Origin of the sequence: Streptomyces cinnamoneus, assembly GCF_002939475.1 — a bacterium.
Classification (GTDB): Bacteria; Actinomycetota; Actinomycetes; order Streptomycetales; family Streptomycetaceae; genus Streptomyces; species Streptomyces cinnamoneus_A.
In genome coordinates, this window is the sequence record NZ_PKFQ01000001.1 from 4977707 (window position 1) to 4996956 (window position 19250).

Sequence of the window (19250 nt, forward strand, 5' to 3'; positions counted from 1 at the left end):
CACGTCCCGTCCGGGCGGTGCCACCGGCGCCGCCCCTTGAGCCCCGTGCGACGGAAGGCTGGTTCGGCCGTTCCCCGCTGGCTACGCTGCCTGACATGGGCGCACTGGGCCGGGCCGCGCGTCCGCCCTACCTGAGGATCGCCGCCGAGCTGCGCGACCGCATCGCCTCCGGCGAGCTGCGGCCGGGCGATAGGATCCCCTCCACCCGCGGCATCACCCGGGAGTGGGGAGTCGCCATGGCCACCGCCAGCAAGGCGCTGGCCGTGCTGCGGCAAGAGGGGCTGGTGCGGGCCGTGCCCGGGGTCGGCACGGTCGTCGACGCGCCCGGCACGGAGTCCGGTGCCGTGCGGACGCGGGCGTCCCGGCGCGGCGGGCGCCGGCGGACCGCCGGGCCGCCGCTCACGCGGGAGCGCGTGGTGCGCACGGCCGTGGCCGTCGCCGACGCCCACGGCTCGGCGGCGCTGTCCATGCGTGCCGTCGCCACCGCCCTGGGCGTCTCCACCACGGTGCTGTACCGCCACGTCTCGGCCAAGGACGAGCTGGTGGAGCTGATGGCGGACGCCGTCTTCGGCGACGTCGCGCTCCCCGCACCGGCGCCGGCGGACTGGCGGGGCCGGCTGGAGGCGTGGGCGTGGGCGCAGTGGGCGCTCTACCGCCGGCACCCGTGGCTGGTGAAGGCGCTGTCCTTCACCCGGTCCCCGCTGCCGGGCAACGTCTCCGCCCTGATGGAGTGGTCTGTGGCGCCGGCCCGCGACCGGGGTGTGGACGCGGGCCGTGCGCGGTACGCGGCGGTCACCGTGGCCGGCTATGTGCGCGGCCTCGCGATGGGCATGGAGGACGAGGCGCCGGCCGGGCGGGACGGCCGCGCGGCGGGTTTCGCCCTCGACGCGTTGTTCGCGTTCGGGCTGGCCCGGATGCTCGACGGGCTGGGGACGGTCGCCTGGTACCGCGGCTGAGCAGGGAAAGCGAGCGGCGCCCCTGGCCGGTGGGCCGGGGCGCCGCTCGCGTGGCGGGGGTTCAGAGGCGGGCCGGAGCGGGCTCCGGGGCGGCCGCCGTGCTCGTGTCCCCGGCCCGCCGCAGGGCGGTCACCGAGAGGAGCGCGGCCAGGACCAGGAGGACCGCGCCGCCGACGGAGGCGACGACCATGCCGTGGGTGAACGCCTCACGCGCCGCGCCCAGCACCGCCCCGCCCGTACGGCCCGGCAGTCGCGCCGCGACGCCGACCGCTCCGCCGAGCGTCTCGCGCACCGCCTCCAGCGTGCCCTGCGGCAGGTCCGCCGGCAGCGCGTCCGTCACGTCGCGGCGGTAGACCGCGGTGCCGACGGAACCGAAGACCGCCATGCCGAGGGCGTTGCCGAACTCCTGGCCGGTCTCCAGGACCGCCGCGGCCGAACCGGCCTTCTCCGGCGGGGCGGTGGCCAGGGTCATGTCCGAGGCGGGGGCCATGACGCTGACGATGCCGCAGGAGATGAGGGCCGCGGCGGCGAGGGTCAGGGCCAGGGAGTCGGTGTCCGACAGGGCCAGCAGGCCGTAGCCGGCGGCCCCCATGAGGAAGCCGGCGGCGATGACGAGGGCCTTGTCGGCCTTCTGGGCCGCGGTGGTCGCCAGCGGGGCGACGGCGGCCACGGCGAGCGACGGCAGCAGGCCCCACAGGGCGGCGTCCAGCGGGCTCTTGCCGAGCACGCTCTGGAGGTACTGCGTGGTGAAGTAGGCCGAGCCCATCATGCCGACCGAGGCGAGGGTGTTGACGGTGACGCCGAGGCCGAAGGCGCGGTGCCGGAAGAGCTCGCGGCTGATCATGGCGTCGCGCCGGGTGCGCTGGCGGCGCACGAAGAGCCAGCCGACGGCCAGGCCCGCGGCGACGCACAGGGCCATCGGCAGGCTGAACCCGTCGGCGGCGATCTGCTTCAGCCCGTAGATCACCGGCAGGACCGCGCCCATGGACAGCGGAACGCTCAGCAGGTCGAAGGGGCCGGGCCGGGGGTCCTTGAACTCGGGCACGAGGACGGGCGTGAGGACCAGCAGCAGCACCATGGCCGGCACGTTGATCAGGAAGACCGAGCCCCACCAGAAGTGCTCCAGCAGCACGCCGCCCACCACGGACCCCAGGGCGATGCCGCCGGCCATGGCGCCGGACCAGATGCCGACCGCCTTACTGCGCTGCTTGTCGTCGCGGAACATGTTGCGCACCAGCGCCATCGTCGAGGGCATCAGCGTCGCGCCGCCGACGCCGAGCACCGCGCGGGCCGCGATGAGCGTCTCGGCGTCCCGGGCGTAGGCCGCCGCGACGGACGCCGCCCCGAACGCCACCGCGCCGGCCATCAGCAGCTTGCGGCGGCCTATCCGGTCGCCCAGCGACCCCATCGTGATCAGCAGCCCGGCGAGCGCGAAGGCGTAGACATCGAAGATCCACAACTGCTGGGTGCTGGTGACGCCGAGGTCCTCGCTGATCACGGGCACGGCGTAGAAGAGCACCGAGACGTCCATGGAGACCAGGAGGAGGGGCAGCAGGAGGACGACGAAGGCCGTCCATTCCCTGCGCCCGGCGAGGGGTGCGCTGGGGTTCGTCATGCCGAGGAATATACGGATGTCTTAAACGGTTGTCTAGGACGCTTGTATAAGACGTCCGTCTAGAACATGTGTATAGGGCGGGTTAGGGTGCGGGTATGGGACACCGGGAAGATCTGCTCGACGGCGCCAAGCGCTGCCTGCTGGACAAGGGCTGGGTGCGCACCACCGCGCGCGACATCGTGGCGGCCTCGGGCGCCAACCTCGCCTCGATCGGCTATCACTACGGCTCCAAGGACGTGCTGATGATGGAGGCGTTCCTGAAGCTGACCGAGGACTGGGGGGAGCAGATCACGGGGGCCCTGGCCCGCGCTGCCGAGGCCGGCGTCCCCCGGGACGAGCGGCTCGCCGCGGTCGTCGACGGCATCGTCGACAGCTTCGCGGGCGACCGCCAGTTCTGGGCCGCCCAGTTGGAGGTGATCGGACAGTTGGACAATCACCCCGAACTCCGCCGGCGGTTCGCCGCGGTGATGCCCGAGGGACGCGTGGGGCTGGTGGCCGTTTTCGAGGGGGTGGACGACAGTGCCGTGCCGGCCGGAGCGGCACGGACCACGGGCTTCCTGTACTACGCGCTGTTCACGGGGCTGTGGGTGCAGTGGCTGATCGACCCGAAGCAGGTGCCCAGCGGCCGGGACGTCGTCGAGGGTCTGCGCCGCGCGGTGGCCGGAAACGTGCTGGAGGCACCGGACAAATAGCGTTGCGGGCAAGGGGGTTGACCGGGCGTACTGGATGTAACCGGAGGTATCCTGGGCACTGGTTGCCCGAGGACACCAGTACGCCGACTGGGAGGTTGCTCATGACCATGACCGATACCCCCTCCACCGCACCGTCCGCCCCCGCCTTCCCTCAGGACCGCGGCTGCCCCTACCACCCCCCGGCCCAGTACCCCGAGTTGGCGGCCCGCGGGCCGGTCGGCCGCATGACCCTCTACGACGGCCGCGAGGTGTGGGCGGTGACCGGGCACGCGGAGGCCCGTGCGCTGCTGGCCGACCCCCGCCTGTCCTCCGACCGGCAGAATCCTTCCTTCCCCGTCGTCGTGCCGCGCGTGGAGGACCAGGCCGCCGTCGGCATCCCGCTCCTCGGCGTCGACGACCCCGAGCACGCCCGCCAGCGCCGGATGCTCATCCCGCGGTTCAGCCTCAAGCGCGTCGCCGCGATGCGCCCGCGGATCCAGGAGACCGTGGACGGGCTCATCGACGCCATGCTGGACGAGGGCCCCGAAGCGGAACTCGTCTCCGCCTTCGCCCTGCCCGTACCGTCGATGGTCATCTGCCAGCTCCTGGGCGTGCCCTACGCCGACCACGAGTTCTTCGAAGCGCAGTCCCGCGCCCTGCTGGCCTCCGAGACCGCGGACGAGGCGGCCGTGGCGAGGGAGAGCCTCAAGGCGTACCTCCACCGCCTGGTGGACGCCAAGGAGGCCCACCCCGGCGACGGGCTCCTCGACGAGCTCATCGCCGACCGGCTCGCCGACGGACAGCTCGACCGCGACGAACTCGTCATGCTGGTCCTGGTCCTGCTCGTCGCCGGTCACGAGACCACGGCCAACATGATCGCCCTCGGGACGTTCACGCTCCTCGAACACCCCGCTCAGCTCGCCGCCTTGACCGCCGAGCCCGGCCTGATGCCCGGTGCCGTGGAGGAGCTGCTGCGCTATCTGTCCATCGCCGACGGCATGGTGCGCCTCGCCACCGAGGACATAGAGCTCGGCGGTCACACCATCCGCGCCGGCGACGGCGTCCTCCTGCCCACCTCCGTCATCAACCGCGACTCCGGTGCCTACGAGCAGCCCGACGCCCTCGACGTGCGCCGCGTCGCCCGCCACCACGTGGCCTTCGGCTACGGCGTCCACCAGTGCCTCGGCCAGAACCTGGCCCGCGCCGAGATGGAAATCGCCCTGACCACCCTCTTCGCCCGTATCCCGACCCTGCGTCTGGCCGTTGCCCCGGACGAGGTGCCCGTCAAGCCCGGAAGCACCCTGCAAGGTCTCTACGCCCTCCCGGTCACCTGGTGACCGGAGAACGGAGCATCGCCATGCGTGTCAGCATCGATTCCGACGTGTGCATCGGCTCGGGCATGTGCGCCCTGACCGCGCCCTCGGTCTTCACCCAGGACGACGACGGCTTCGGCACCGTCCGGCCCGGCCGGGCCGACGGCGGGGGAGACCCGCTCGTCAAGGAAGCGGTGCGGTCCTGTCCCGTACAGGCGGTCACCGTCGCGGAGGACTGAGCACCGGCAAACGCCGCGCCGCGCCGGCCCCGCGGGGCGCGCCCGCCGGGGGTGCCCCTCAGGGCCGGCGCAGCCGCGCCGCCTTGAGCGTCATGTGCAGCAGCAGGCGGTCCTCGCCGTTGTCCAGGTCGAGGCCCGTCAGCTGCTCGACGCGGCCCAGCCGGTAGTACAACGTCTGCCGGTGGATGCCCAGCGCCGCCGCGGCACGGCCCGCCTGGCCGGCGCAGTCCAGGAAGACCTCCGCCGTGCGGGCCAGTTCGGTGTGCGTCCCGGCCAGCAGCGGCAGCACCGAGGGGTCCGCCGCGCGCCGCTCCGACAGCCCGGTCAGCACCCGGTACGGACCGATCCCCGCCCACTCGGCCACCGGCCCCAGCCGCCGCTCGGCCATCGCCGCCCGGGCCGCCGCCAGCGCCTCGGCCCAGGCCTCCGGCAGCTCCTCCAGCCCCCGCCGCGGCGTGCCGACCCCGGCCGCCGCCAGCACCGCGAGGGCCGGCCCGCCCGGCCCCGAGGCCTCCGCGCGGCCGGCCCGCGGCGAGCGCAGCAGCCGGTCGGCCGCCGCCAGCGCGGGGGCCGGCGAGGTGGTGGCCCGCAGCCGGACCAGCGCGGCCAGCGCGGCCGAGCCGCCGGGCAGCGCGTCCGGCACCGCGCACATCGCCGCCACCCCCGACTGGGTGGCCAGCGCCGAGGCCGCACCGTCCCCGGCCGGCTGGTCGGCGTCGCCCTCGCCGTCGCCGGCCGGGCGCCACGGCGCCACGGCGACCAGCGCCAGCGGCCCCTCCGCCGTCGGCCCCAGCGCCTCCCGCAGCACGGCCCGCGCCGCCTCCCGGCCGGCGGGCCGGGCGGTCAGCAGCTCCCGCAGCAGCTCGCCCAGCTCGGCCCCCGCCCGGGCCTCGGCGGCCAGCAGGGCACCGATCCGGGCGGCCGTCTCCATGGCCTGCGCCAGCCGGGGGTCGGCGAAGGGCACCCGCAGGTCCAGCCCCGCCAGATGCTGCTCGTCCAGCAGCCACACATAGCCGTGCACCACCCCCCGGTGGCGCACCGGCAGACAGATGCGGCCCTTGAACACCCCGGCCGCGGGGTCCGGCGGAATGCGCAGGGGCGCCTGCGCCCGCGCGATGCCGAAGGCCTCGAACCACGCCCGCACCGCCGCCGTCGACCGCCGCTGGAGGATCGACCGGGTGCGCACCGGGTCCATGGTCAGTTCGAGGTCGTCGTCGCCCCCGTGGGCACCGAAGGCGATCAGGGCGAAATCGCGGTCCTCCAGCGTCGCGGGAGCGCCGAGCGCCGCCGAGATCTCGTCCACCAGCTGCTGATACTCGCCTCGCATGCCGCGCCGTGCTCCCTTCTGCATCCACCGGTCCTCATTGTCATACATCTGTCTGAGATCCCGGCCACGAACGCGTGACAGCTGTCGATGGCTCCGCAGTGGCGTGAACCCTACGTTTCACGTTGAGTTACTTATGCCGTCTTCCCAGGTGGGAGCGGCCGTCATCCGTGGAGGTGCCCCGTGCTGGGTCCCGTGATCCTCGCTGCGTCCCGCAGTGACCGCATGCGCCGTTTCGTTTCGGCCGCCCCGGGCACCAAGCAGGTCGTCGACCGGTTCATCGCCGGCGAGACCGTCGAGCAGGTCATCCCGATCGTCAAGGACGCCGCGGCCAAGGGCCTTGAGGTCACGCTGGACGTGGTGGGCGAGGACATCACCACGGTCGAGCAGTCGTACGCGGCGCGCGACGCCTACCTGGAGCTGATCGAGCGCCTCAAGGAGCTTGGTCTGGGCACCCGGGCCGAGATGTCCGTCAAGCTCTCCATGTTCGGCCAGGCGCTGGAGGGCGGCCACGAGCTGGCCCTCGCCAACGTCCGCCCGGTTGTCGAGGCCGCCGCCGCCATCGGCACCACGGTCACCCTGGACGCCGAGGACCACACGACCCTCGACTCGATGTTCGCCATCCACGAGGAGCTGCGGAAGGACTTCCCGCAGACCGGCTGCGTCATCCAGGCCTACCTCTTCCGCACCGAGGAGGACGCCCGCCGCCTCGCCGCGGCCGGCAGCCGGGTGCGTATCGTGAAGGGTGCGTACAAGGAGCCCGCCTCCGTCGCGTACCAGGACAAGGCAGAGATCGACAAGGCGTTCGTCCGCATCATCAAGATCCTCATGGCGGGCTCGGGCTACCCGATGATCGGATCGCACGACCCGCGTCTGATCGCCATCTCCCAGGAGCTGGCGCTGCAGGCAGGACGCAAGCTGGACGAGTACGAGTTCCAGATGCTGTACGGCATCCGCAGCGACGAGCACGTGCGCCTGGCCGCCGAGGGCCACCGGATGCGCGTGTACACCGCGTACGGCACCGACTGGTACGGCTACTTCATGCGCCGCCTGGCCGAGAAGCCCGCGAACCTGCTGTTCTTCGCCCGCTCCATCCTCACCAAGGGCTGAGCCCCCCGATCCCCCCGAGCCCCGAAGGAGACACGGAACCCATGGACGCTGTGACCCAGGTCCCCGCGCCGGTCAACGAGCCGGTGCACAGCTACGCCCCCGGCTCGCCCGAGCGCGCCCGTCTTGAGGCCAAGCTCAAGGAGCTGGCGGCCAACCCGATCGACCTGCCGATGACCATCGGCGGCGAGAAGCGCATGGGTGGCGGCGAGCCCTTCAAGGTCGTCCAGCCGCACAACCACGCCGCCGTCCTCGGCACGTTCCACCACGCCACCACGCAGGACGCCCAGGACGCGATCGACGCGGCCCTGGCCGCCGCCCCGGCGTGGCGCGCGATGTCGTTCGACGACCGCGCCGCGATCATCCTGCGCGCCGCCGAGCTGCTGGCCGGCCCCTGGCGCGAGACCCTGGCCGCCTCCACCATGCTCGGCCAGTCCAAGACCGCCCAGCAGGCCGAGATCGACACCCCCTGCGAGCTCGTCGACTTCTGGCGCTTCAACGTGCACTTCGCGCGCCAGATCCTCGCCGAGCAGCCGGTCGCCAACTCCGCGGGCGTGTGGAACCGCAGCGACCACCGGCCGCTGGAGGGCTTCGTCTACGCGATCACGCCCTTCAACTTCACCGCCATCGCGGGCAACCTGCCGACCGCCCCCGCCCTGATGGGCAACGTGGTCGTCTGGAAGCCGTCCCCGACCCAGACGCACTCCGCGGTGCTGCTGATGCAGCTGCTGGAGGAGGCGGGCCTGCCCAAGGGCGTCATCAACCTGGTGACCGGTGACGGCATCGCCGTCTCCGAGGTGGCCCTGAACCACCCCGAGCTGGCCGGCATCCACTTCACCGGCTCGACCAAGACCTTCCAGTACCTGTGGAAGACGGTCGGCACCAACATCGAGAAGTACAAGTCCTACCCGCGCCTGGTCGGCGAGACCGGCGGCAAGGACTTCGTCGTCGCCCACCCGAGCGCCGACCGCGCCGTGCTGAAGACCGCGCTGACCCGCGGCTCCTTCGAGTTCCAGGGCCAGAAGTGCTCGGCCTCCTCCCGCGCCTACGTCCCCCGCTCCATCTGGGAGGACGGCTTCAGGGAGGAGTTCGCCGCCGAGGTCGACGGCATCACCATGGGTGACGTCACCGACCTGTCGAACTTCATCGGCGCCGTCATCGACGAGCGGTCCTTCGCCAAGAACAAGGCCGCGATCGACCGGGCCAAGGCCGACCCGTCCTGCACGATCGTCGCCGGCGGCACCTACGACGACTCGGTCGGCTACTTCGTCCGCCCGACCGTCATCGAGTGCACGGACCCGGAGAACGAGGTCTTCACGACCGAGTACTTCGGCCCGATCCTCGCCGTCCACGTCTACGAGGACGCCGACTTCGACGCGATGCTGGCCCAGATGGAGTCCGTCTCGGCGTACGCCCTGACCGGCTCGGTCATCGCCGCCGACCGCTACGCGGCCGCCGACGCGATGGAGAAGCTCCGCTTCGCCGCGGGCAACTTCTACATCAACGACAAGTCGACCGGCGCCGTCGTCGGCCAGCAGCCCTTCGGCGGCGGCCGCGCCTCCGGCACCAACGACAAGGCCGGTGCGGCCTCCAACCTCCAGCGCTGGGTCTCGACCCGGTCGATCAAGGAGACCCTGGTCCCGCCGACCGACTACACCTACCCGCACATGGGCTGATCCCGGCCCTCCCGCAGGTGACACCGCCCCCGTACGGCCCTTCCGGCCGTGCGGGGGCGGTGTCGTCGTCTCAGATAGTAGGAAGTCCGAGTAATAGTGGAGACAGCACGCCCGGCCTGGCCTAGCGTGGAGGAAGCCGAACGTCCCGCTCCATCGAGCGACGGCGGTCGTGGCCCGGTGCCCCGGCGCAGGTGATCCCTGCGGCACCCCGCCCCCGCCCCTTCTCCCGGCTTTCGATCCTTCTCACCTCCCGTCCTTCCCGCTCCCGCCGCGGGATCCAGTTTCAGGAGACGTGACTCATGGCCGAAACCGCCGCTGTCCGCAGGACCCGCCGCGCCGCCCGCAACGGCGTCGACCGACAGGCCGACCGGGCCAACGCCGCCGCCGCGCTCCAGCGCGCGCTCGACCGTCGCGACAACGGCGGCGTGACCGGTCACTGACCGGCGCCGGAGCCGTTCTGGGGGCCGCTCCCGCCCGGCCGGGTGATGTCGAAGCAGTCGATCCGCGCCCCGCTCTCGGCCAGGGCCGACACCCGCAGCCGGGGGCGGGGGCCGGGCTCCGCCTCGACCGCGAGGAACGAGTAGCCCGTGTAGCGCACCCGCGACCACTCCACCTCCTCCGGGCTCTTCTCACGGCCCTTCGCCCAGTGGTAGCTGCTGATGGCGTCCACGTCGCGCTCGTGGCCCTCGTAGCTGTCCGGTGCGGGGAAGTCGTACAGCGACTTGCCCGCACCGCCCGCGGTGACGTAGACGATGCCGTCCCGGGTGGGGTCGGTGCTCCCGCCGACGGGCACCCGCCGGCCGACCCGGCCCCGCCGGACGGCGTCCGTGCGCTCGTAGACGTGGTTGTGGCCGTTGACGACCAGGTCCACCTGGTGTTTCTCGAACAGGGGCACCCAGGCGTCGCGCACGCCGCCGTCCGAGGCGTGCCCCTTCGTCGTGGAGTAGGCGCAGTGGTGGAAGAAGACCACGATGAAGTCGATGCCGCGCTGGGCGCGCAGCGCCCGCAGCCGCCGGTCGAGCCAGGCGGTCTGCCGGCCCCGGCTGTAGCCCGTGTTGACGGTGATCTCGTAGGAGACGTCGTTGGCGTCCAGTGCCACGACGGCCACGTTGCCGTAGGTGAAGGAGTAGACCCCGGGGGAGTGGCGGGGGTCGAAGCCGTTGTCCGGCAGGGCCCAGCGGGCGCTCTGGCCGCCGTAGCCGTTGGGTGAGTACCAGGCCTCCATGTCGTGGTTGCCGGTCGTCACCATCCAGGGCACGGACTTGGCGACCGACTCGGTCTGGGCCAGGAACTGGTCCCAGGTGCGGGCGTCGTAGACGTCCGTGGGCTTGCCGGCGCCGCTGTCGTCGGCGTAGCAGATGTCGCCCGCGTGGAGGTGGAAGGCCGGGTTCTGCCCCAGGATCAGCTGGTCGTTGGCGAGCGCGTGGTAGCTGACGCCCTGGTCGCCGAAGGCCGTGAAGACGAACTTCTCCGCCCGGTCCGGGGCCGTGCTGAACGTGCCGAGCGTGCCCAGGTGCCGGGGGTCGGCGGGGTCGAAGCCGTCGTGGCCGACGCCGTAGTAGTAGGTCTGCCCGGGGCGGAGGCCGTCGAGGGCGGCGTGCAGGTACAGCTGGTCCACCGCCGGGAGCTTCTTGGGCAGGGCCGGGGTGTGCAGGTCGCGGGCCTCGGCGGGGATCCGCTGGCTGAGGTCCCAGGGGCGCGGGCCCACGCGCACGTAGGGGCGCTTGACGGCGAACGGCACCTGCCACGAGATCCTCATCTGCGTCCGCGGATCGGCGCCGAAGGCCAGGTGCCGGCCGAAGGGGGCGACGAGCGAGCCGTCGACGCGGCCGGTGGCGGGGGAGGTCAGCAGGGTGGGCGCCGCCGTCCGGGCCCGCGCGGGGCCCGCCCCCAGCAGGCCCGTGCCCGCCACGGCGCCGGCGGTGGCCGCGCCCGCGCGCAGCATGCCGCGCCGGGTGAGGCGGGTGCGCAGGTACTCGTGCTGCTCGGGCATCGTCATGCGCGCGGCGAGGCGCTCGGGAATTCCTACCCGTGGTGTGTCCATGCCCGGGAACGTGCCAGGAATCGGCGACGGCGTCACGTATTTCGTATGAACGTGGCCTGTCCGGCAGGCATCCTGTCCGAATAGTGGACGACGCGTGTCATACAGCGGGACGGGGGAGTACGGTCCCGGTATGTCTCGCAGCATTCGCCTCGCAGTGATCCCCGGGGACGGAATCGGCCCCGAAGTCGTGGCCCAGGGCCTCAAGGTCCTTGACGCGGCGCTCCCTTCGGACGTGAAGGTGGAGACCCGTGAGTACGACCTCGGGGCCCGCCGCTGGCACGCCACCGGCGACACCCTGCCGGACGCCGAACTGGAGTCGCTGAAGGACCACGACGCCATCCTCCTCGGCGCCATCGGCGACCCGTCCGTGCCGTCCGGCGTCCTGGAGCGCGGGCTGCTGCTCAAACTGCGGTTCGCCTTCGACCACTACGTCAACCTGCGGCCCTCCAAACTCCTCCCCCGTACGGCCACCCCGCTCGCCGGCCGCCCCGAGATCGACTTCGTCGTGGTCCGTGAGGGCACCGAGGGCCCGTACGTCGGCAACGGCGGCTCGCTGCGCACCGGCACCCCCGCCGAGGTGGCCACCGAGGTCAGCCTCAACACGGCCTACGGCGTGGAGCGCGTGGTCCGCGACGCCTACGAGCGCGCCCAGGCGCGCCCGCGCAGGAAGCTGACCCTGGTCCACAAGAACAACGTCCTCGTCCACGCCGGTCACCTCTGGAAGAACATCTTCGACCGGGTGGGCCGGGAGTATCCCGAGGTCACCACCGACTACCTGCACGTCGACGCCGCGACGATCTTCTTCGTCACCCAGCCCGAGCGCTTCGACGTGATCGTCACCGACAACCTCTTCGGCGACATCCTCACCGACCTCGCCGCCGCCATCTCCGGCGGCATCGGCCTCGCCGCCTCGGGCAACATCAACCCCACCGGTGCCTTCCCGTCGATGTTCGAGCCGGTCCACGGCTCCGCGCCCGACATCGCCGGCACCGGCAAGGCCGACCCCACGGCCACGGTCCTCTCGGTCGCCCTCCTGCTGCGACACCTCGGCTACGAGGCGGAGGCGACGCGCATCGAGACGGCGGTCACGGAGGACGTGACGGGCCGCGACGGCTCGGCCCGCACGACGGACGAGATCGGCGACGCGCTCGCGTCCCGGGTACGGGCGGCCTCCGTAACCCCGTAGTCCGACGCTGTGCTCCGCGCGCGGTCGGATGCCACCATCGATTCCCGGCCGCGCGCACGTTTTCCGTCACGAGCCCCCCGAGCGATAATCGAACGTGGGGCCGCGATATGAGGCGAAGCTCGGACGTCCTCGATCCGTCAGGACGACAGTGAGCGCGGTCCGCCACAGACCAAGGTGAAGGACACGCACATGACGACGCCCACGATCGAGCTCAAGCCCACCTCGCACCCGCTCTCCGACGCGGAGCGCGAGCAGATCCTGGCCAGCCCCGGATTCGGCCGCCACTTCACCGACCACATGGTGACCATCCGGTGGACCGAGGGCCGCGGCTGGCACGACGCCCAGCTCGTTCCGTACGCGCCGCTGTCGATCGACCCGGCGAACATGACCCTCCACTACGCCCAGGCCATCTTCGAGGGCCTCAAGGCCTACCGGCAGCCCGACGGCTCCGTCGCGACCTTCCGGCCCGACGAGAACGCCAGGCGCTTCCAGGACTCGGCCCGCCGCCTGGCCATGCCCGAGCTGCCGGTCGAGACGTTCGTCGAGGCCTGCGACGCCCTGGTCAAGCAGGACAAGGCGTGGGTGCCCGGTTCCGGCGAGCAGTCGCTCTACCTGCGCCCGTTCATGTTCGCCACCGAGGTCGGCCTCGGGGTGCGCCCGTCCAACGAGTACCTCTTCGTCGTCATCGCCTCGCCCGCCGGCGCCTACTTCCCCGGTGGCGTGAAGCCGGTGTCGGTGTGGCTGTCGCAGGAGTACGTGCGCGCCGCCCCCGGCGGCACCGGCGCCGCCAAGTGCGCGGGCAACTACGCCGCCTCGCTGGTCGCCCAGGCCCAGGCCGCCGAGCACGGCTGCGACCAGGTCGTCTGGCTCGACGCGGTGGAGCGCCGCTGGATCGAGGAGATGGGCGGCATGAACCTGTACTTCGTGTACGGCAACCGCATCGTCACCCCGCGCCTGACCGGCACGCTGCTGCCCGGCATCACCCGCGCCTCGCTGCTCCAGATCGCCGCCGACCTCGGCTACGAGGTCTCCGAGAGCCGCATCTCCGTCGACGACTGGAAGGACGGCAACGCCGACGGCTCGCTGACCGAGGTCTTCGCCTGCGGCACCGCCGCCGTCATCACCCCGGTCGGCTCGGTCAAGTCCACCACCGGTGACTGGACCGTCGGCGACGGCCAGCCCGGCGAGGTGACCATGAAGCTCCGCAAGGCGCTCCTGGACATCCAGACCGGTGCCGCCGAGGACACGCACGGCTGGATGCACCGCCTCGGCTGATCCGGCGGCGGCGCGCCGCCGGCCGGTGGCGGACCGCCCGTGGACACGCGCGGTCGGCCGTCGGCCGTCGGCCCGTGGGCGCGCTCGCGTGCGTCGTGCACGCGCGTGCGCTCGCGTGCGTCGTGCTCATGCGTCGTGCGTGGGGTGCGTTGCGTCGTGCCGTGAACGCAACGCACGTAAGTACGCGTGATCGTTGCCGCCCGGACCCTTGTCCGAAACCGTGCTGTTCCGCCACCGTGATCGGCCATGGGACAGCACTGGAAGAAGATCTGGGTCGGGTCGGCCGGCAACATGGTCGAGTGGTTCGACTGGTTCGTCTACGCCAGCTTCGCCACCTACTTCGCGGGGGCCTTCTTCCCCGCGGGCAACGACACGGCCAAGCTCATGAACACGGCCGGCATCTTCGCCGTCGGCTTCTTCATGCGGCCCGTCGGCGGCTGGCTGCTCGGCCGCGTCGGCGACCGGCGCGGCCGCAAGGCGGCCCTCACCCTGACCGTCACGCTGATGTCCGCGTCCGCCGTGCTCATCGCCGTCGCCCCCACCTACGCGGTGGCCGGTTACGGGGGTGCCGCGGTGCTGCTCGTCGCGCGGCTGCTCCAGGGGCTGTCGGTCGGCGGCGAGTACGCGGCCAGCGCCACCTACCTCACGGAGGCCTCCGCGCCCGGCCGCCGGGGCTTCGCCTCCAGCTTCCAGTACGTCTCCATGACGGCGGGCCAACTGCTCGGGCTGGGGCTGCTGATCCTCCTTCAGCACACCCTGTCGAGCGCCGAGCTGCACAGCTGGGGCTGGCGCGTCCCGTTCGCCGTGGGCGCGCTCGGCGCGGCCGTCATCTTCTACCTGCGGCGCAACATGCTGGAGACGGACGTCTACGAGGAGTCGGACGGAGCGGCGCGGGAGGACCGGGGCACGCTCAAGGCCCTGTTGCAGCACAAGCGTGAGGCGCTGCTGGTCATGGCGCTGACCATGGGCGGGACGGTGGCGTACTACACCTACACCACTTATCTGACGAAGTACCTCTCCAACAGCGCGGGTCTTCCCAAGCAGACGGCCACCCTGGTCAGCTTCTGCGCGCTGCTGGTCTTCGCGTGCCTGCAGCCGTTGGCCGGCGCCCTGTCGGACCGGATCGGCCGGCGTCCCCTGCTGATCACCTTCGCGGTCGGCTCCACCTTCCTGACCGTGCCGATCATGGCGATGCTGAAGCACGCGGGCTCCTTCTGGCCGGCTCTCGGGCTGTCCCTGCTGGCGCTGGTCGTGGTCACCGGCTACACGTCGATCAACGCCTGTGTGAAGGCGGAGCTGTTCCCGACCGGCGTGCGGTCCCTGGGCGTGGCCCTGCCGTACGCGATCGCCAACGCGCTCTTCGGCGGGACGGCGGAGTACGTGGCCCTGTGGTTCAAGAAGGGCGGCCTGGAGGCGGGCTTCTCCTGGTACGTGGCGGGCTGTGCGGCCGTGTCGCTGATCGTCTACCTGACGATGCGGGAGACGCGGGACACCGACCTGACGACGGTGGGCGCGGCGGCGGGGACGGCGGGCGCAGCCGGGGCGGCCGGGGCGGACCCGGCCGGGTCCGCGCGGGACGGCCGTGCGGCGCCCGGAAAGACGTCCCAGTCACAGGACGGAGTGCCCACATCCTGAGACCCTCCGTCATCGCGGGGCCGATCCGTGCCAGGATGCCCGCATGCTCTCGCTCGCGATGATGATTCGCAGCAGGCGCGCCGGTCCGCAGTGACCGCCTCGTACCACCCGTACGACGCGGCCACCGTCGTCTCAGACCCGCGCGCAGACCTCTCGCACCCGCGAGGGGTCTTTGCGTTTTCCGGCCCACGACGCCGGGGACGCCGGGCGAGGGATCATAGGGGGACGGTGGAACCGGTCATTCCGGTCAGACCGAGACCCGACAGGAGTCAGATCAGCAATGTCAGCAGTGACGGACGCACCCGACGCTCCCGACGACAGCTTCCATGTCTTCGACACCACCCTGCGCGACGGCGCGCAGCGCGAGGGCATCAACCTCAGCGTCGCCGACAAGCTGACCATCGCCCGGCACCTGGACGACTTCGGCGTCGGCTTCATCGAGGGCGGCTGGCCGGGGGCCAACCCCCGGGACACCGAGTTCTTCGAGCGCGCCCGGAAGGAGATCTCCTTCCGGCACGCCCAGCTCGTCGCCTTCGGCGCCACCCGCAGGGCCGGCGTACGGGCGGAGGACGACGGGCAGGTCGCCGCCCTGCTCGACTCCCAGGCCCCCGTCGTCACGATCGTCGCCAAATCCCACGACCGCCACGTCGAACTCGCCCTGCGCACCACGCTTGAGGAGAACCTGGCCATGGTGCGCGACACCGTGCGCCATCTGCGCGCGCACGGCCGCCGCGTCTTCGTCGACTGCGAGCACTTCTTCGACGGCTACCGCGCCAACCCCGCCTACGCCACGCAGGTCGTGCGCACCGCGCACGAGGCCGGCGCCGACGTCGTCGTCCTCTGCGACACCAACGGCGGCATGCTCCCCGCACAGGTCGAGGCGGTCGTCCGCACGGTGCTCGCCGACACGGGCGCCCGCCTGGGCATCCACGCCCAGGACGACACCGGCTGCGCGGTGGCCAACACGCTGGCCGCCGTGGACGCGGGCGCCACGCACGTGCAGTGCACGGCGAACGGTTACGGCGAGCGCGTGGGCAACTCCAACCTCTTCCCGGTCGTGGCGGCCCTGGAGATCAAGTACGACCGCCGGGTGCTGCCGCCCGGCAAGCTGGCCGAGATGACCCGCATCTCCCACGCCATCGCCGAGGTCGTCAACCTCACGCCCTCCACGCACCAGCCGTACGTGGGGGTGTCGGCCTTCGCCCACAAGGCCGGCCTGCACGCCTCGGCGATCAAGGTCGACCCGGACCTCTACCAGCACATCGACCCCGAGCGGGTCGGCAACACCATGCGGATGCTGGTCTCCGACATGGCCGGCCGGGCCTCCATCGAGCTGAAGGGCAAGGAACTCGGCGTCGACCTCGGCGGGGACCGGGCGCTGATCGGCCGGGTCGTGGAGCGGGTCAAGGAGCGGGAGCTCGCGGGTTACACCTACGAGGCCGCCGACGCCTCCTTCGAACTCCTGCTGCGCGCCGAGGTCGAGGGGCGCGCGCGGCGCTTCTACCGGGTGGAGTCCTGGCGGGCCATCGCCGAGGACCGCCCGGACGGTACGCACGCCAACGAGGCGACCGTGAAGCTGTGGGCCAAGGGGGAGCGCATCGTCGCCACCGCGGAGGGCAACGGTCCGGTCAACGCGCTCGACCGCGCGCTGCGCGGGGCGCTGGAGCGCATCTACCCCCAGCTGGCCTCGCTGGAGCTGACGGACTACAAAGTCCGGATCCTGGAGGGCAGCCTGGGCACCGGGTCGATCACCCGGGTCCTGGTCTCGACGAGCGACGAGCACGGCGAGTGGTCGACCGTCGGCGTCGGGGAGAACGTCATCGCGGCGTCCTGGCAGGCGCTGGACGACGCCTACGCCTATGGGCTGCGGCGCGCGGGCGTCGAACCGCGGGAGTGATCCGGCCGGGTCAGCCGAACCGGGGACCGAGGCCCGCGCCGAGCAGGTCGTAGGCGAGGTCGGCGTCGGCATGGGCCTCGGGCAGGGCCTCGGTGACGGTCCTGCCCGAGGCCAGCTTGCGCCAGTTCTCCTGGGCGAGGCGCTGGTGGACCGTGATGATCTGCGCGGCCGCCAGCCCCGCCGTCAGCCCGTCGCCCCCGCCCGTCTCCAGCAGGGCCCCGGCCAGCAACTCCTCGTCGCGGTCGGCGTAGCGGACCAGGCGGGCCAGCAGGCTGGGCGTCGTGTAGAGCATGTCGTTGAAGGCCCGGACCGTGGCGTTGCCGTTGAGGCCCGTGACCGGGTCGTGGGCATCCAGGCGCTCGTGGAAGTGCGCGCGGAGGGCGGCCAGGGGGGAGTGGGCCGGCGTCCGGTCGCGCACGACGCGGGCCGCCTCCCCCTGGTGGTCGGCGATCCGGTGCAGGGCCAGGTCCTCCTTGGCCGGGAAGTAGCGGAAGAGCGTCGGCTTGGACACCTCCACCGCGGCCGCGACGTCGGCGACCGACACCTTGTCGAAACCCCGCTTGAGGAACAGCTCGATGGCGGTGTCGGAGAGCGCCTGGCGTGTGCGCTGCTTCTTGCGTTCCCGCAGTCCCGTCTCGTCGGTCACACGAGCACCTTAGCACGGAACAACGTTACCAAGAAACTTTTTTAACCGGGTTGCTTTTCTGCTCCGCCGGGTCTTTCATGGAGGCACCGACGAAGGCCGGAAGGCTCGTCGGCGCCACTGGTGACTGACGGAGGAGATGGCATGACCGACACCGCTGTGCTGATCGTGGGCGCCGGGCCGACGGGGCTCACGCTCGCCTGCACGCTCGCCCGGTCCGGGGTGGACGTCCGGATCATCGACAAGTCGTCCCGTTTCCACCAGGCTTCGCGGGGCAAGGGGCTCAACCAGCGCAGTCGTGAGCTCTTCGACGACCTCGGCGTGGGGGAGCGGGCCGCCGCCGCCGGCACCGAGCACATCACCCTGCGCAAGTACCGCGACGGGAAGCACGTCGCCGACTCCGTCTCCTTCGCGGACCGCGTCCCCACGCCCGACACCCCCTACGCCAGCGGGCTGCTCATCCCGCAGTGGCGCACCGAGGAGATCCTGCGCGAGAAGCTCGCCGAGTACGGCGTGCACGTCGAACTCGGCTGTGAGCTGGCCGGGTTCGACCAGGACGAGGACGGGGTCACGGCCCGCCTCGCCGACGGGCGCAGCATCCGGGCCGCCTATCTCGCCGGCTGCGACGGCGGCCACAGCCCCGTCCGCAAGGCACTGGGGCTGCGCTTCGACGGGAAGACGGACGCCGAGGAGTGCATGGTCGTCGGGGACGTCAGGGCCGACGGACTCGACCCCCGCTACTGGCACCAGTGGTTCGACGAGGACGCGGCGCTGTTGCTCTGCCCCTTCCCCGGCACCGCGCACTGGCAGTTGCAGGGCATGCCCGAGCGGGACGCCGACGGCCGGCCCACCGCGCCGACGCTGGAGAGCTTCCAGCGGCTGTTCGACCGGTGCGCGCGCATACCGGGGATACGGCTCGCGGACCCCACCTGGTTCTCCACCTACCGCGTCAACGTCCGCATGGCCGACCGCTTCCGCGTCGGCCGGGTCTTCCTCGCCGGGGACGCGGCCCACGTCCACTCGATCGCCGGCGGCCTGGGCATGAACACCGGCGTCCAGGACGCCTTCAACCTCGGCTGGAAGCTGGCGTTCGTGGTGCGGGGCATGGCCGCCCCCGGGCTCCTGGACACCTACGAGGAAGAGCGGCTGCCCGTCGCCGCCTGGACGCTCGACCTGACCGACGAACGGCTGCGCGCGGTGGTCGAGGGCGTCCGCGAGGCGGGTGTCGGCACGGAGGCGGTGATCACGGACGACGTGACCACGCTCGGCGTCGGCTATGAGTGGAGCACGCTCTCCCACGGCGGTCCCCTGGCGGGACGCCGGGCGCCCGACGCGCCCTGCCGGGACGCCGCCACGGGCACGCCGGTGCGGCTCTTCGAGGTCTTCGCCGGCCCGCACTTCACGCTGCTGGGCTTCGGGGCGGGCGGCGCCGAGGCGCTGGAGCGGACGGGGGCGGCGCACGGGGAGGGCGTGCGGGCCCGTCTCATCGACGACCACGAGGGCCACGCCCGCGCCGCGTACGGCCTGGAGGGCGACGCCCTCGTGCTGGTACGGCCCGACAACCACGTGGCGATGAGCGTGCCGGCGGACCGGGCAGCGGACGTCGTCAGCTATCTCCAGCGCCTGGGTGCCCCGGACCCCTCGGGGGACTGACGGCACGGCGGGACGA

Annotated in this window: 16 protein-coding genes; 12 read left to right on the top strand and 4 right to left on the bottom strand. The window is 72.2% G+C overall.

Going from position 1 to position 19250, the window contains the following annotated elements:
- Positions 1-95: 95 nt before the first annotated feature.
- Positions 96-956 carry a GntR family transcriptional regulator gene (locus CYQ11_RS22390; protein ID WP_099201051.1) on the top strand — a complete coding sequence of 287 codons (861 nt, stop codon included), beginning with the start codon at positions 96-98 and terminating at the stop codon, positions 954-956.
- Between the two features lie 61 nt (positions 957-1017).
- On the opposite strand, the gene CYQ11_RS22395 is transcribed toward CYQ11_RS22390, so the two are convergent.
- Positions 1018-2571: an MFS transporter gene (locus CYQ11_RS22395; protein ID WP_099201050.1), complete on the bottom strand. Its 1554-nt coding sequence runs from the start codon at positions 2569-2571 to the stop codon at positions 1018-1020.
- A gap of 95 nt (positions 2572-2666) precedes the next feature.
- On the opposite strand from CYQ11_RS22395, the gene CYQ11_RS22400 reads away from it, so the two are divergent.
- From CYQ11_RS22400 to CYQ11_RS22410, 3 genes are all read left to right on the top strand, one after another.
- On the top strand, positions 2667-3263 hold the full coding sequence (locus tag CYQ11_RS22400) for a TetR/AcrR family transcriptional regulator (RefSeq protein ID WP_099201049.1): 597 nt from the start codon (positions 2667-2669) through the stop codon (positions 3261-3263).
- Positions 3264-3370: 107 nt separating this feature from the next.
- Positions 3371-4579, top strand: a complete 1209-nt coding sequence (locus CYQ11_RS22405; RefSeq protein WP_099201642.1) for a cytochrome P450 — start codon at positions 3371-3373, stop codon at positions 4577-4579.
- A 20-nt stretch (positions 4580-4599) separates the two neighbouring features.
- Positions 4600-4794 (top strand): ferredoxin, encoded by a 195-nt coding sequence (locus CYQ11_RS22410; protein ID WP_099201048.1) that lies wholly within the window; start codon positions 4600-4602, stop codon positions 4792-4794.
- Between the two features lie 58 nt (positions 4795-4852).
- Here the strand turns inward: CYQ11_RS22410 and CYQ11_RS22415 are convergent, their stop codons facing one another.
- A complete protein-coding gene (locus tag CYQ11_RS22415; protein ID WP_099201047.1) occupies positions 4853-6121 on the bottom strand; it encodes a helix-turn-helix domain-containing protein in 1269 nt (422 codons plus the stop codon).
- Positions 6122-6301: 180 nt separating this feature from the next.
- On the opposite strand from CYQ11_RS22415, the gene CYQ11_RS22420 reads away from it, so the two are divergent.
- The 3 genes from CYQ11_RS22420 to CYQ11_RS29710 all read left to right on the top strand — a co-directional run bounded on the left by CYQ11_RS22420 (position 6302) and on the right by CYQ11_RS29710 (position 9341).
- A complete protein-coding gene (locus CYQ11_RS22420) occupies positions 6302-7228 on the top strand; it encodes a proline dehydrogenase family protein (protein ID WP_099201046.1) in 927 nt (308 codons plus the stop codon).
- A gap of 41 nt (positions 7229-7269) precedes the next feature.
- On the top strand, positions 7270-8901 hold the full coding sequence (gene pruA / locus CYQ11_RS22425; RefSeq protein ID WP_099201045.1) for an L-glutamate gamma-semialdehyde dehydrogenase: 1632 nt from the start codon (positions 7270-7272) through the stop codon (positions 8899-8901).
- A gap of 299 nt (positions 8902-9200) precedes the next feature.
- A complete protein-coding gene (locus tag CYQ11_RS29710) occupies positions 9201-9341 on the top strand; it encodes a hypothetical protein (RefSeq protein WP_099201044.1) in 141 nt (46 codons plus the stop codon).
- On the opposite strand, the gene CYQ11_RS22430 is transcribed toward CYQ11_RS29710, so the two are convergent.
- On the bottom strand, positions 9335-10945 hold the full coding sequence (locus tag CYQ11_RS22430) for a purple acid phosphatase family protein (protein WP_099201043.1): 1611 nt from the start codon (positions 10943-10945) through the stop codon (positions 9335-9337). The genes CYQ11_RS29710 and CYQ11_RS22430 overlap by 7 nt on opposite strands.
- Before the next feature lie 130 nt (positions 10946-11075).
- Between CYQ11_RS22430 and CYQ11_RS22435 the strand changes: the two genes are divergently transcribed.
- The 4 genes from CYQ11_RS22435 (at position 11076) to cimA (ending at position 16938) form a co-directional block, all read left to right on the top strand.
- Positions 11076-12131: a 3-isopropylmalate dehydrogenase gene (locus CYQ11_RS22435; protein ID WP_099201042.1), complete on the top strand. Its 1056-nt coding sequence runs from the start codon at positions 11076-11078 to the stop codon at positions 12129-12131.
- 189 nt (positions 12132-12320) lie between these two features.
- Positions 12321-13406 (top strand): branched-chain amino acid aminotransferase, encoded by a 1086-nt coding sequence (locus CYQ11_RS22440; RefSeq protein ID WP_099201641.1) that lies wholly within the window; start codon positions 12321-12323, stop codon positions 13404-13406.
- A gap of 246 nt (positions 13407-13652) precedes the next feature.
- Positions 13653-15041, top strand: a complete 1389-nt coding sequence (locus CYQ11_RS22445; protein ID WP_240003556.1) for an MFS transporter — start codon at positions 13653-13655, stop codon at positions 15039-15041.
- Positions 15042-15321: 280 nt separating this feature from the next.
- A complete protein-coding gene (gene cimA / locus CYQ11_RS22450) occupies positions 15322-16938 on the top strand; it encodes a citramalate synthase (RefSeq protein ID WP_099201041.1) in 1617 nt (538 codons plus the stop codon).
- A 10-nt stretch (positions 16939-16948) separates the two neighbouring features.
- On the opposite strand, the gene CYQ11_RS22455 is transcribed toward cimA, so the two are convergent.
- Positions 16949-17584 (bottom strand): TetR/AcrR family transcriptional regulator, encoded by a 636-nt coding sequence (locus CYQ11_RS22455; RefSeq protein WP_099201040.1) that lies wholly within the window; start codon positions 17582-17584, stop codon positions 16949-16951.
- Between the two features lie 141 nt (positions 17585-17725).
- On the opposite strand from CYQ11_RS22455, the gene CYQ11_RS22460 reads away from it, so the two are divergent.
- Complete coding sequence (locus tag CYQ11_RS22460; RefSeq protein WP_099201039.1) at positions 17726-19234, top strand: FAD-dependent monooxygenase; 1509 nt, start codon at positions 17726-17728, stop codon at positions 19232-19234.
- The last annotated feature ends 16 nt before the right edge of the window (positions 19235-19250 follow it).

Bases quoted from the DNA above. Each gene is read 5' to 3' on its own strand.
- CYQ11_RS22390 (WP_099201051.1), top strand. From the start codon at position 96: ATGGGCGCACTGGGCCGGGCCGCGCGTCCGCCCTACCTGAGGATCGCC.
- CYQ11_RS22395 (WP_099201050.1), bottom strand. From the start codon at position 2,571: ATGACGAACCCCAGCGCACCCCTCGCCGGGCGCAGGGAATGGACGGCC.
- CYQ11_RS22400 (WP_099201049.1), top strand. From the start codon at position 2,667: ATGGGACACCGGGAAGATCTGCTCGACGGCGCCAAGCGCTGCCTGCTG.
- CYQ11_RS22405 (WP_099201642.1), top strand. From the start codon at position 3,371: ATGACCGATACCCCCTCCACCGCACCGTCCGCCCCCGCCTTCCCTCAG.
- CYQ11_RS22410 (WP_099201048.1), top strand. From the start codon at position 4,600: ATGCGTGTCAGCATCGATTCCGACGTGTGCATCGGCTCGGGCATGTGC.
- CYQ11_RS22415 (WP_099201047.1), bottom strand. From the start codon at position 6,121: ATGCGAGGCGAGTATCAGCAGCTGGTGGACGAGATCTCGGCGGCGCTC.
- pruA (WP_099201045.1), top strand. From the start codon at position 7,270: ATGGACGCTGTGACCCAGGTCCCCGCGCCGGTCAACGAGCCGGTGCAC.
- CYQ11_RS29710 (WP_099201044.1), top strand. From the start codon at position 9,201: ATGGCCGAAACCGCCGCTGTCCGCAGGACCCGCCGCGCCGCCCGCAAC.
- CYQ11_RS22430 (WP_099201043.1), bottom strand. From the start codon at position 10,945: ATGGACACACCACGGGTAGGAATTCCCGAGCGCCTCGCCGCGCGCATG.
- CYQ11_RS22435 (WP_099201042.1), top strand. From the start codon at position 11,076: ATGTCTCGCAGCATTCGCCTCGCAGTGATCCCCGGGGACGGAATCGGC.
- CYQ11_RS22440 (WP_099201641.1), top strand. From the start codon at position 12,321: ATGACGACGCCCACGATCGAGCTCAAGCCCACCTCGCACCCGCTCTCC.
- CYQ11_RS22445 (WP_240003556.1), top strand. From the start codon at position 13,653: ATGGGACAGCACTGGAAGAAGATCTGGGTCGGGTCGGCCGGCAACATG.
- cimA (WP_099201041.1), top strand. From the start codon at position 15,322: ATGTCAGCAGTGACGGACGCACCCGACGCTCCCGACGACAGCTTCCAT.
- CYQ11_RS22460 (WP_099201039.1), top strand. From the start codon at position 17,726: ATGACCGACACCGCTGTGCTGATCGTGGGCGCCGGGCCGACGGGGCTC.